This is a genomic window from Paenibacillus durus ATCC 35681, assembly GCF_000993825.1.
Lineage (GTDB): Bacteria > Bacillota > Bacilli > Paenibacillales > Paenibacillaceae > Paenibacillus_AQ > Paenibacillus_AQ durus_B.
On the sequence record NZ_CP011114.1, the window covers coordinates 1,783,457 to 1,795,836 of the forward strand.

Here is a 12,380-nt window from a genome sequence, read left to right on the forward strand (position 1 = left end):
GTATGAGGCAAGGAGGGGCCGCCCATTCGCAAAATACTGAATCTTGCTGCCGCTTTTGCCGGAAAGCTTATCTTTCCTTACGATTTATGTTACATTAGTATGAAACTAATGTCAGGGGAGGGGCTGCTCTGTGAAGCTGGATTTGCGGTCTGCCTGGGCCGCCAAAGTGCTGGTCGGCGACGGGGCAATGGGAACCTTTTTGTATCAGAAAGGATTTCCCGTCGGCATTTCATATGAAGAATTGAATCTGACCTCGCCCGAGGTTATCGAAGAAGTGCATCGCAGCTATATTGAGGCGGGGGCGGAACTGCTGGAGAGCAATACGTATTCGGCCAATTACGATAAACTGTCCAAGTTCGGTCTGGAATCCAAGGTGGAGGAGATTAACCGGGCCGGCATCCGGATCGCCAGACAGGCCGCCGGCAGCACCGGATATGTTGTGGGCGCCGTAGGGTCGATCCGTGCAGGCAAGCGCGCCAGTCTGTCCGCTTCCGAATTAAAGAAATACTTCGGCCAGCAGATCGGCGCGATGCTTGAAGAGAATGTGGACGGTATCCTGCTCGAAACGTTCTACGACTTGGAGGAACTGCATCTGGCGCTCCGAACCGCGCGCAAGTTAAGCAATCTGCCCGTCATCTGCCAGTTCGCTGTCGATGAGACGGCGATGACGATGGACGGGCTTACGCTTCCGGAGGCATTCCGTATTCTCGAAGACGACGGCGCGGATGTTATCGGCTTCAACTGCCGCACAGGTCCCATAGGCGTCAAAAGAGCGCTCGGCACTCTCCAGGGCAAGCTGACGCTGCCGGTGTCGGTATATCCGAACGCGGGAATGGCCGACTATGTGGACGGTCACTACAAATACGGCGCATCGCCTGAATATTTCGGCGAGATGGCGAGCGTATTCGCCGGCATGGGCTGCCGGATCATTGGCGGCTGCTGCGGAACGACGCCGCAGCATATCGCCGAAATTTCGGCGGCGCTTACAGGCTACGAACCGCTCCCGCTGCCGGAGCCGTTGCCGCGGGAGAAGATAAGCGTCCGCATACAGGAAAGTCTTGCAGATGATTCCTTTGCAGACGGGGGAGAACCAACCCTTATCGATCTTGTGATGGAACGGCATACAGTGATCGTGGAGCTGGACCCGCCAAGGGACCTTGATATATCGAAATTCATGAAGGGTGCGGAAGCGCTGCGCAGGGCGGGCGCGGATGCGCTGACCCTCGCGGACAACTCGCTGGCTGTCACCCGGATGTGCAATATGGCGCTCGGCTCCCTGGTTCAGCAGAAGACGGGTTTGCGCCCGCTCGTGCATATCGCCTGCCGGGACCGTAATCTGATCGGCACCCAGTCGCATTTGATGGGCCTTGATGCGCTTGACATTGACCATGTGCTTGCCGTAACGGGCGACCCGGCGCGGTTCGGCGATCTGCCAGGTTCGAGCTCGGTGTATGATCTGACGTCATTCGAGATCATTCGGATGATCAAGCAGCTCAATGACGGCATTGCTTTTTCGGGGAAGCCGCTTAAGCAGAAGGCCAAATTTGTTACCGGGGCGGCGTTTAATCCTAACGTGAAGCACTTGGGCAAGGCAATCGAACGTCTGGAAAAGAAGATCGCATTCGGAGCCGACTATATCATGACCCAGCCGGTATATGACAAGGAATTGATTCATAGCATCGCAGATAGCACGGCACACCTGAACATCCCGATATTCATCGGCATCATGCCGCTGGCCAGCGGACGGAACGCCGAGTATCTTCATAACGAAGTGCCCGGCATTCAACTGTCCGAAGAAGTGCGCAGCCGGATGAGAGGGCTGGAGGGCGAAGCGGGAAGGGCCGAGGGCGTAGCGATCGCCAAGGAACTACTTGACGCTGCCACGGAACGCTTTAATGGCATTTATTTGATGACTCCATTCATGTTCTATGATATGAGCGTTCAACTTATGGAGCATGTATGGGCGAAGTCGGGACGCCAATTATCCCCCTTGTTTCGCTAGAAAGAATCATTTACAATAGTGTAACGGATGTGATACCGATGTTATTTAGCATGACCGGATACGGTCAATCGTCGAGGCAATATGGCGGCAGCAAGATCGTTTTCGAAGTCAAATCGGTGAATCACCGTTACTGCGAAATCGTGCTGCGGATGCCTCGGGAGTGGAACGGATTTGAGGACACGCTGCGAAGGACAGTCCAGCAATACGTCAGACGCGGCCGGGTGGATGTGGTTATCAACAGGGAGCACGAAGAGAACGCAGGCGGGCCGGTTCTGAACCGCATGGCCGTGAAATCCTATCTGGCAGCGGCGGAAACGCTGAAGAAGGAATTTGGCGTGAGCGGAGAGCTGGGTCTCGCGGATCTGCTGACTCTGCCCGGAGTTATGGAGAACGGCGAGAGCGCCCTGGGCACATTGCCGGAGAATGGCGATTCTTTTCAAGAGCTGCTTGTAAACGGATTGGAAGAAAGCGTTAAAGCCCTGGTAGAAATGCGTGCCCGGGAAGGGCGTTTTTTGGCTGCTGACATTGTAGAACGGCTGAGCAGACTGGAGGAATTGCACGGCGCAATGAGCGCAATGGCTCCTGCCACCGTGATTGAATTCAGGGACAAGCTTCGGCAGCGGCTGGAAGCACTCCAAGACGGCACCCTCCCTTTTGACGAACATAAATTCGGAATGGAAATCGCTATTTTCGCAGACCGTTCCAATATCGATGAAGAGCTGACCCGTCTGCGCAGCCATTTTGAGCAGTGCAGGATTTTGCTGGCCAGCGGGGAGCCGATTGGCCGGAAACTGGATTTTCTCATTCAGGAGATGAACCGGGAAACGAATACGATCGGGTCCAAATGCAATCATGCCGGGATCAGCAGTTGCGTTGTTGAGATGAAGGCGGAGCTGGAGAAGATCCGCGAGCAGGCTGCCAATATGGAATAGCGACTGGGCAAGCGAAGATGTAACTAATGGGGGGAACAACCGGAACATGGCAATCAAACTCATCAACATCGGCTTTGGGAATATAGTATCGGCCAATCGGATTATTTCCATAGTCAGCCCGGAGTCGGCTCCGATCAAGCGGATTATCCAGGAAGCGAGAGACCGGCATATGCTGATCGACGCAACCTATGGAAGACGCACCCGTGCAGTCATCATTACGGACAGCGATCATGTCATACTGTCGGCCGTTCAGCCGGAGACCGTGGCCCACAGGCTGTCCAGTAAAGATGATGATAATGACGAATAAAGATTAATGGAGTGTACTATGTCAAAAGGATTGCTGATCGTATTGTCCGGCCCGTCCGGAGTTGGTAAAGGAACGGTATGCACCGCATTGCGCCCGACAATACCGGAGCTCATCTATTCCGTATCGGCGACCACGCGGAAGCCCCGCGAGGGAGAGCAGGATGGAGTGAATTATTTTTTCAAATCCCGGGAGCAGTTTATTCAGATGATTCACAACGATGAACTGCTGGAATATGCGGAATACGTGGGTAACTTTTATGGTACGCCGCGTGATTTCGTGGAACGGACGCTGGAAAGCGGAAAAGACATCATCCTCGAAATCGAAGTGCAGGGCGCGCTTAAAGTCAAAGAAAAGTTTCCCGAAGGCATCTTTGTCTTCCTTCTTCCTCCTTCGATGGATGAGTTGAAAGACCGTATTCGCGGACGGGGCACGGAGCATGATGACATTATCAATCACCGTATGACGGTCGCGGAAGACGAAATCAGCCTGATGCGGCACTATGACTACGCAGTGGTTAACGATAAAATCGATCTTGCCTGCAAACGAATAGAAAGCATTATTATTGCCGAACATTGTAAAATAAGATAGGCTGGGCTATTAATAGAATAAAATGAATTGAAGAGGTGTCCCTGTGTTATATCCATCGATTGATGAAATGATGAACAAAGTCGACAGCAAATATTCGCTTGTTGTCGCCGCCGCAAGACGCGCAAGACAGCTTCGCGAAGGGAGCCATTCTGAACTGAAGTCTCCGAAATCCCACAAACAGGTCGGGATTGCGCTTGAAGAAGTATATAAGGACATCATCACCGTATCCCCGGCAGATGATAAGACCAACGATTAAGCTTTGAATAGCAGTATCTTGTGTGTGACGATTGGCGCTGCGGCTCTTTATTAGAACGGAGGGCTGCAGGCGCCGATAGCGCCCCGTGCGCTTGAACTATATCTGCATGTATAGCCCGGACGGGGCTGTTCCTGACAACCGGAAGGTTGTTATTTTTTTAAAATATAAGACTTTATAAGCTTCGCGCCTATCGTTTGGTCTTATATTTCTACGAGAAACGGATGCCCTCCTCCTGCGAGGACGGCGCAGCCGTTTCTTCTTGAAAATTCTCTTCAAACCGGATTCTTTCCGTGTACACGGGGAGCAGGAGGGACGGAAATGTTGAAAGGCAAAACGATATTGCTTGGCATCACCGGCGGAATCGCGGCGTATAAAGCGGCCGCCCTGTGCAGCAAGCTTGTACAAAAGGGTGCCAAGGTGCATGTTGTTATGACGGCTTCGGCCAAACAATTCATTACTGAACTGACATTGCAGTCATTGTCAAAACAGAGGGTGTACAGCGATACCTTCCAGGAGCGCGACCCTTCCTCTATTTCACATATTGATTTGGCCGATTCGGCCGATCTTGTGCTGGTGGCGCCAGCAACGGCAAATATTATCGCCAAAATGGCTCATGGCATCGCTGATGACATGCTCTCCACCGTGCTGCTTGCGGCGACAGGGCCCGTAATGGTCGCTCCGGCGATGAACGTGCATATGTACCAGCATCCGGCCGTGCAGAACAATTTGGATATTCTTGCCAAGCGAGGCATCCAATTCATCGAGCCCGGTGAGGGGCTGCTGGCATGCGGTTATGTCGGCAAAGGACGGATGGAGGAGCCTGAGACCATCGTAAGCTGTGTAGAGGCGTATTTTGAGCAGGAGGCCGGGAGTCGTAAATTGGCCGGCAAAAAAGTCGTGATAACAGCTGGAGGCACGGTGGAACGGATCGACCCTGTCCGCTATATTTCCAATGACTCTTCCGGCAAAATGGGCTTTGCTTTGGCGCGCGCAGCCAAGGAAATGGGTGCAGAGGTGACGCTGGTAGCCGCTAGGACGGATGAACGGCCGCCGCTGGACGTGAACGTTGTGCGCGTTCAATCCGCCGAAGAGATGTATAGCGCCGTGTCTGCCGTCTGGGAGGACTGCGATATTCTGATCAAAGCTGCCGCCGTGTCGGATTACCGCCCGAAGGAGAGAGCCGATACCAAAATTAAGAAAACTGGCGACACCATGACCCTAGAGCTGGTAAAGACCGTTGATATTCTGGAAACTTTGGGTCAGCGCAAACAGCATCAGCTTCTGATCGGTTTTGCAGCGGAGACCGGCAATGCTGAAATGTATGCCAAAGACAAGCTGGTTCGCAAAAATCTTGATCTGATCGTAGCTAACGATGTGGGTGTGCCGGGAGCGGGGTTCAGCGTTGATACGAATATTGTCTCGATTTATGACCAAAGAGGTCTTGTGGAGGAACTGCCGCTGCTCTCTAAGGATGAGGTGGCCCGCAGGCTGCTTGCCATTGCAGCGGACCGGCTGCCGGAAGAAGGCCTGTAATGGACATCGCTAAGGTGATCGTCGATGTTCCCGTGCGCAGCACCGACAAAACCTTCGATTATAAGGTACCGGAATCTTTAAAAGTATGGATTGAGGTAGGCAGCCGGGTGGCTGTTCCTTTTGGGCACCGAACCGTTCAGGGCTTCGTCGTTTCCCTGGAGTATGGCGATGTGAAAGCGATCAAGGGAATCAAGCCGATCCAGGAAGTACTTGATCTCATTCCTCCGCTTTCGCCGGAGCTAGTGGAGCTGGCGGATTGGATGAGCGAGCGATATGCCTGCCGCCGGATTTCGGCGCTGCAGGCAATGCTGCCGACGGCGCTTAAGGGCAAAGCCGAACGGCTTATTTCGCTTGGGGCCGCTGAGCCTGAACCGCGGAATGAAGAGGGAACGCTGTTTCCCGATGAGGAATGGTTTCCGGTCTTCCAAGGGACCGGCCGGGAGGAACGGGAAATTACTGAATTTGTGCGCCGCGCAGGTGAGGTGTCGATGAAGCAGCTGTCCAGGGCTTTTCCGGACGGGGCGGAAACGGTCAAATTCATGCTTCGGCGGGGCGTGCTGAAGGAAAGCCAATCGATCAAGGACAAAATGGGCAAGAAGAAGCTTAAAGCTGTCGATCTGACGATGGAGCCGGAATCCGCGCGGGAGGCGCTGAATAATCTGCCCGCGAGATCCGCCCGCCAGAAGGAAGTCCTATCGTTTCTAATCGAAATGGAGGCGATGCTTCCAATGCCGCTCAAGGACGTGTTGTCCGCTCTGCAGGTGACCGCCGGAGCGGTGAAAGGATTGGAAGACAAAGGGTTGATTGAGATTTCGGAGGTGGAGGTCTACCGCGATCCCTACCGTGGACGCGACTTCAAACCGAGTGCGCCGCTTCCGCTTACCTCCGAGCAATCAGCGGTTTATGAACGTATTGTGAGATCTATTGATGAGCAGCGGCATGAGACCTTTTTGCTTCACGGCGTAACCGGCAGCGGAAAGACGGAGATCTACCTTCAGTGCATACAGCACTGCGTCGAGCAAGGCCGGCAGGCCGTTGTGCTTGTTCCCGAAATATCGTTAACCCCTCAAATGGTGGAACGATTTAAGGGGAGATTTGGCAGCGGAGTTGCGGTTATGCACAGCCGTCTGTCTTCCGGAGAACGCTATGACGAATGGCGCAAGATCCGCGAAGGCAAAGCGTCGGTTGCCGTCGGCGCGCGCTCGGCGATATTCGCTCCGTTTGGCAATCTGGGTCTGATTATTATGGATGAGGAGCATGAAACCTCCTACAAGCAGGAGGAAAATCCGAAATACCATGCGCGCGATGTGGCGGTCCGCCGGGCGCTGCTCGGTGACGCGGTCGTCATTCTGGGATCGGCGACGCCATCACTTGAGAGCTATTATGCCGCCAGATCGAAAAGCGACGAGAATTTCTCGCCGGTACTGCTGGAAATGCCAAGCCGGGCGCTGGGAAACGAGCTTCCGGCGGTTCAGGTGGTGGACATGCGCGAGGAGCTTAAGGAAGGCAACCGCTCCATGTTCAGCCGGGGACTTCACGCAGCGCTTCAGAGCAGGCTTGAGCGAGGGGAGCAGACCGTGCTTCTGCTGAACCGCAGAGGCTTCTCGACTTTTGTGATGTGCCGCAGCTGCGGCTATGTCGCCGGCTGCCCCGAGTGCGATATTTCGCTGACGTACCACAGCCGGAGCAATAATCTGCGCTGCCATTACTGCGGTCATGCCGAGCCGGCTCCTGAGGTCTGCCCGGAATGCGGCAGCGAGCATATCCGGTTTTTCGGAACGGGAACGCAGCGTGTGGAAGAAGAGCTGGTCAAGCTGTTTCCGGGAATGAGGGTTATCCGGATGGATGTCGATACGACAACCGAGAAAGGCTCACATGAGAAGCTGCTGGGACAATTCAGGGACAAGAAGGCCGATGTGCTTCTAGGAACGCAAATGGTAGCCAAGGGGCTTGATTTTCCCGACGTAACGCTTGTGGGTGTCATCACAGCGGATTCGGCGCTGAACCTGCCCGATTTCCGGGCTGCCGAGAAGACGTTCCAGCTTCTTACACAAGTGGCAGGACGGGCAGGACGGCATAAGCTTGCCGGAGAGGTGCTGGTTCAGTCCTACACGCCGGACCATTACTCCATCATTCACGCCAGCCGGCATGACTATGCCTCGTTCGTAAGGGAAGAATTGAAACATCGAAAAGCGCTCCACTATCCCCCATACTGCCGGCTGATTCTTGTGACGCTGTCGCATGAACAGATGCCGGTGGCGCTGCGTATGGCTGAGAACTATGCGATGAGCATTCAGGGAAAGGCAAGGCAGCGCCGGTGGTTCGGAAGTCTGGACAAGCTGACTTCGGACGGGCTTGATCTGCTCGGACCCGTAGCCTCCCCGCTGCCCCGGTTAAAGGGTCGATACCGGTTCCAATGCATGATCAAATGGCGGGGAACCATTGATGCTATCGGGCTGGCCCGCGAGGTGTCGGAAGAACTGGAAGATTCGCTTCGCGATCCGGTGCTTCAAATCAGCATTGATGTCGATCCCCAGATGCTGATGTAACGCCGTTTTGGCATAACATATATATAAAACCAGGAAGGTGATAGCGAAATGGCGATACGTTTAATAGTGAAAGAGCCTGACGAAGTGCTGCACAAGACCGCTAAAGCGGTTACGAAAATTACTCCGAATGTGCAAAAACTGCTGGATGATATGGCGGACACAATGTATGACGCCGAGGGTGTCGGCCTTGCCGCTCCGCAGGTGGGGATTCTCAAACGGCTGATTGTGGTGGACGCCGATGAAGAACACGGTCTGATCAAGATGGTCAACCCGGAAATCATTCAATCCGAAGGCGAACAGTTCGGCCCGGAAGGATGCCTGAGTATTCCGGGCATCAACGGTGACGTTCGCCGCGCGGAGACAGTAACCGTCCGCGGACTTGACCGTGAAGGCAATGAGATTACCATAACGGGAAGCGGCCTGTTGGCCCGGGCATTCCAGCATGAAATCGATCATCTGAATGGCGTGCTGTTCACGGATATTGCCGAGAAGGTATACGATATTAATACGGAACACAGCCAGACCGGGGAGTGAATGAAATGAAGATTGTGTTCATGGGCACACCCGCTTTCGCGGTGCCATGCCTGCAAATGCTGGTCGATGAAGGCTATGAAATCTCAGCCGTCATCACCCAGCCCGACCGGCCGCAGGGGAGAAAGAAGATACTGACGCCATCGCCTGTCAAAGCGGCAGCGGAGGCGCTGGGCCTTCCGGTTCTGCAGCCTGAACGCATGCGGCGTCCGGAGGCGGTAGCAGAGCTTGCCGCCTATGAACCGGAACTGATCGTTACGGCCGCTTATGGACAGATTCTGCCCAAAGCCGTTTTGGACCTGCCTGCCCGGGGATGCGTGAATGTACACGGATCGCTTTTGCCCAAATACAGGGGAGGGGCGCCAATCCAGAGAAGCATTATTAATGGCGAAAGCGTAACGGGCGTGACGCTAATGTACATGGCCGAAGGGCTGGACACGGGAGATATGATCGCAAAGGTTGAAGTCCCGATCGAGGATGACGATACGTCAGGCACCCTATTTGAAAAGCTGAGTCTGGCGGGCCGGGATTTGCTGAAGGAGCAAATGCCTCGTCTGCTTGCCGGGCCCGTGCCTGCGGAGCCTCAGAATGACAGCCAGGCCACTTATGCGCCGAATTTAAGCCGGGACGATGAGCGGATCGATTGGAGCGCGGGCTCGCGAGAAATCTATAACCGAATCCGTGGTCTGGTTCCCTTTTCGGGCGCGTTTACACTCTGGAATGGCGAGACGTTCAAAATATGGGCTGCGGCTTCACCTGAAACGGGCGCTGCCGCCCAGGCTTCCGGCGCTTCTGCCCATGGCGATGGACCCGCACCGGGAACCGTGCTGTCCCTCGGACAGGCCGGCATTGTGGTCAAGACCGGTGACGGCAGCCTTCAGCTGCTTACCGTCCAGCCTGCCGGGAAGAAGGCGATGGCCGCAGGAGACTTTACACGCGGTGGAACGATGAAGCCGGGCACGGTGCTGGCATGAGCGGGCCTAAAGGACGGGGAACGCCTTCGGGCGGAAACCATCTGAACGGCCGCGCAGGTGCGGAGCGAAGCGGTAATGCCGGGTCCAAAGGCGGCAGGCCCGGCAGAGGGCGCGGTTCCGCAGGCGGGCCGAGAACCGGCGCCAAGGGCGTTTCGGCGAGAGAAACAGCCCTTGACGTATTGGTGCGGGTTCAGCAGGAAGGGGCATACAGCAATCTGCTGCTGAATGCGAGTCTGCAGAAGGCAGACTTGTCCCGTGAGGACGCGGGACTGGCCACTGAGCTGGTGTATGGGACGATTTCGCGTCTGAATACGCTGGAGTATGTACTAAAGAGCTTTGTGAGCAAAGGTCTGGACAAGCTTCAGCCGTGGGTTCGCAGCCTGCTCTGTTTAAGTCTTTATCAGATTATGTACCTTGATCGGATACCGCCTCACGCAGCGGTGAACGAGGCTGTCAATCTGGCTAAGCGTCGCGGCCATCAAGGCATCTCGGGAATGGTGAATGGCGTCCTGCGGAATGTCCTTCGCGCGGGGCCGCTGCCGGTCATCCCGCAGGAAATTTCCTGGGAAGAGCGGACCGCTCTGATCCATTCGCATCCGCTGTGGATGGTTGAGCGGTGGAGGGACGAGTTCGGAGCGGACACGGCCGAAGCGATCTGCAAGGCCAATAATGAGCCGCCTGCCGTTAGCGTCCGGGTGAATACGACGATGACCAGCCGCGATCGGCTGCTTGATGAGTTGCTCGGTCAGGGAGTCGATGCCCGGCCGTCCGAACTGAGCCCTTATGGAATCGTGGTGAGAGGAGCAGGCAATCTGGCGCTCACATCCTGGTACCGGGACGGTCTTCTGTCTATTCAGGATGAAAGCTCCATGCTTGTGGCTGAGGCCGTTAATCCTCTGCCCGGCATGAAGGTATTGGACTGCTGCGCCGCTCCCGGAGGCAAAACGACGCATATGGGCGAGCTGATGAAGGATCAAGGCTCTATTTATGCCAATGATCTGCATCCGCATAAAGCCGCCCTGATCTCCGATCAAGCCAGGCGCCTTGGTCTTGAATGCATCGGCACCGGAAGCGGAGACGCGCTGGAACTCGGGAAGAAATTCGCCCCTGCTTCCTTCGACCGGATTCTGCTGGACGCCCCTTGCTCGGGATTGGGCGTTATCCGCCGCAAACCGGATTTGAAATGGGCCAAGCAGCCGGAGGATGCGGCGGCAATTGCCAAGCTGCAGTCCGAACTATTGGAATCTGCCGCAGCTCTGCTGAAGCCGGGCGGGGTGCTGGTGTACAGCACCTGTACGCTGGACCAGTTGGAGAACGGTAATATCGTTCATTCCTTCTTGGAACGGAATGAAGAATTTCGCTCTGTGACATTTTCTTCACCGCTCTGGAACCGTCTTGGCAACAGCGTTCTTGCCAGTGGTCAAGGGATGCAGATCTTACCCCAACATTACGGAAGTGACGGCTTCTATATCGCCATTCTAGAACGGCTCCGCCAGTAGAGCCGCTGATTGGTTCTAGATTGTCTTAACCCCCGCCAGGCCAGCCTCGGCGGGTTTTCTTTTACCCTCTGTGAGATTTGTGTTAAAATAGGCAGGATGAGAAATAATATGAATAACTATCCTATACGTTCAGACATCATTAAGAAAGCACAGGTGCGATTACGATAATGAAACCTTTAATATATGATTTAACTCTCGAAGAGTTGGTAGAGTGGTCCAAGGATAACGGAGAACCGGCTTTTCGGGGCGGACAGATTTTTGATTGGCTGTACGTCAAGCGCGTCAGCGACTTTGACTCGATGAGCAACCTGCCGAAGTCTTTGCGGGAGAAGCTGAATGAACAGTTCTCCATTAACGCCCTTTCGGAAATTACCAAGCTCGAATCGAAGGACGGAACGGTGAAGTTCCTGTTCGGTCTGCATGACGACCATGCCATTGAAACGGTTATCATGAAGCATAATTATGGCAACAGTGTGTGCGTAACGACCCAGGTAGGCTGCCGGATTGGCTGCACCTTCTGCGCTTCGACTCTTGGAGGGCTTAAGCGGGATTTAACGGCAGGTGAAATTGTGGCGCAGGTCGTGCGCTCACAGCAGATTCTGGATGCCCGCGGCGAGCGCGTCAGCAGTATTGTCATCATGGGCACGGGCGAACCGTTTGAGAATTACGACGCCACAATGAGATTCCTCCGCCTGATGATCCACGAAAAAGGATTAAATATTGGGCAGCGGCATATAACGGTATCAACAAGCGGGATTGTCCCGAGCATTTATAAGTTTGCTGATGAGGATACCCAGATCAACCTGGCGATCTCCATCCATGCGCCGAATGACGCACTTCGTTCGAAGCTGATGCCGGTCAACCGCCGTTATCCTTTTGACGAAGTGATGGAATCGCTGCGCTACTATCAGGCAAAGACAGGACGGCGCATCAGCTTCGAATATGCGCTCATCGGCGGCGTAAATGATCAGCCGGAGCATGCGGAAGAGCTTGCCGGAGTGCTGAAGCATATGCTGTGCCATGTTAATCTGATTCCGGTTAACCATGTGCCTGAACGCAAATATGTGCGCACTTCACGAAATGATATTTTCCAATTTCAGCGGATTCTGGCCGATCAGGGAATCAATGTGACGATTCGCCGCGAACAGGGCCATGATATCGCCGCCGCATGCGGACAATTGCGCGCCAAACATATGGAGTTGAGGTGAG

Annotated in this window: 11 protein-coding genes; all 11 read left to right on the forward strand. The window is 54.7% G+C overall.

Features of this window, described 5'->3' with window-relative positions; genetic code table 11:
- Positions 1–130 precede the first annotated feature (130 nt).
- The 11 genes from VK70_RS08015 to rlmN all read left to right on the forward strand — a co-directional run bounded on the left by VK70_RS08015 (position 131) and on the right by rlmN (position 12,379).
- Positions 131–2,002, forward strand: coding sequence for a bifunctional homocysteine S-methyltransferase/methylenetetrahydrofolate reductase (locus VK70_RS08015; RefSeq protein WP_025695521.1), 1,872 nt, complete (start codon positions 131–133; stop codon positions 2,000–2,002).
- A gap of 38 nt (positions 2,003–2,040) precedes the next feature.
- Positions 2,041–2,934, forward strand: a complete 894-nt coding sequence (locus VK70_RS08020; RefSeq protein ID WP_025695520.1) for a YicC/YloC family endoribonuclease — start codon at positions 2,041–2,043, stop codon at positions 2,932–2,934.
- A gap of 46 nt (positions 2,935–2,980) precedes the next feature.
- The gene (remA, locus tag VK70_RS08025; protein ID WP_006209218.1) at positions 2,981–3,241 is read left to right on the forward strand and encodes an extracellular matrix/biofilm regulator RemA; all 261 of its coding nucleotides are present in this window, start codon (positions 2,981–2,983) and stop codon (positions 3,239–3,241) included.
- Positions 3,242–3,259: 18 nt separating this feature from the next.
- Positions 3,260–3,829, forward strand: a complete 570-nt coding sequence (gene gmk, locus VK70_RS08030) for a guanylate kinase (RefSeq protein WP_025695519.1) — start codon at positions 3,260–3,262, stop codon at positions 3,827–3,829.
- A gap of 43 nt (positions 3,830–3,872) precedes the next feature.
- A complete protein-coding gene (gene rpoZ / locus VK70_RS08035; RefSeq protein WP_025695518.1) occupies positions 3,873–4,085 on the forward strand; it encodes a DNA-directed RNA polymerase subunit omega in 213 nt (70 codons plus the stop codon).
- Between the two features lie 318 nt (positions 4,086–4,403).
- Positions 4,404–5,618: a bifunctional phosphopantothenoylcysteine decarboxylase/phosphopantothenate--cysteine ligase CoaBC gene (coaBC, locus tag VK70_RS08040; RefSeq protein WP_046723104.1), complete on the forward strand. Its 1,215-nt coding sequence runs from the start codon at positions 4,404–4,406 to the stop codon at positions 5,616–5,618.
- Positions 5,618–8,167, forward strand: a complete 2,550-nt coding sequence (gene priA, locus VK70_RS08045) for a primosomal protein N' (protein WP_025693648.1) — start codon at positions 5,618–5,620, stop codon at positions 8,165–8,167. The genes coaBC and priA overlap by 1 nt, the downstream gene beginning before the upstream one ends.
- Positions 8,168–8,215: 48 nt before the next feature.
- The gene (def, locus tag VK70_RS08050) at positions 8,216–8,701 is read left to right on the forward strand and encodes a peptide deformylase (protein ID WP_025693646.1); all 486 of its coding nucleotides are present in this window, start codon (positions 8,216–8,218) and stop codon (positions 8,699–8,701) included.
- Between the two features lie 5 nt (positions 8,702–8,706).
- Positions 8,707–9,672: a methionyl-tRNA formyltransferase gene (fmt, locus tag VK70_RS08055; RefSeq protein WP_025693645.1), complete on the forward strand. Its 966-nt coding sequence runs from the start codon at positions 8,707–8,709 to the stop codon at positions 9,670–9,672.
- Complete coding sequence (gene rsmB, locus VK70_RS08060) at positions 9,669–11,171, forward strand: 16S rRNA (cytosine(967)-C(5))-methyltransferase RsmB (protein WP_025693644.1); 1,503 nt, start codon at positions 9,669–9,671, stop codon at positions 11,169–11,171. Before fmt ends, rsmB begins: the two co-directional genes overlap by 4 nt.
- A gap of 167 nt (positions 11,172–11,338) precedes the next feature.
- A complete protein-coding gene (rlmN, locus tag VK70_RS08065; protein ID WP_025693643.1) occupies positions 11,339–12,379 on the forward strand; it encodes a dual-specificity RNA methyltransferase RlmN in 1,041 nt (346 codons plus the stop codon).
- Position 12,380 lies beyond the last annotated feature (1 nt).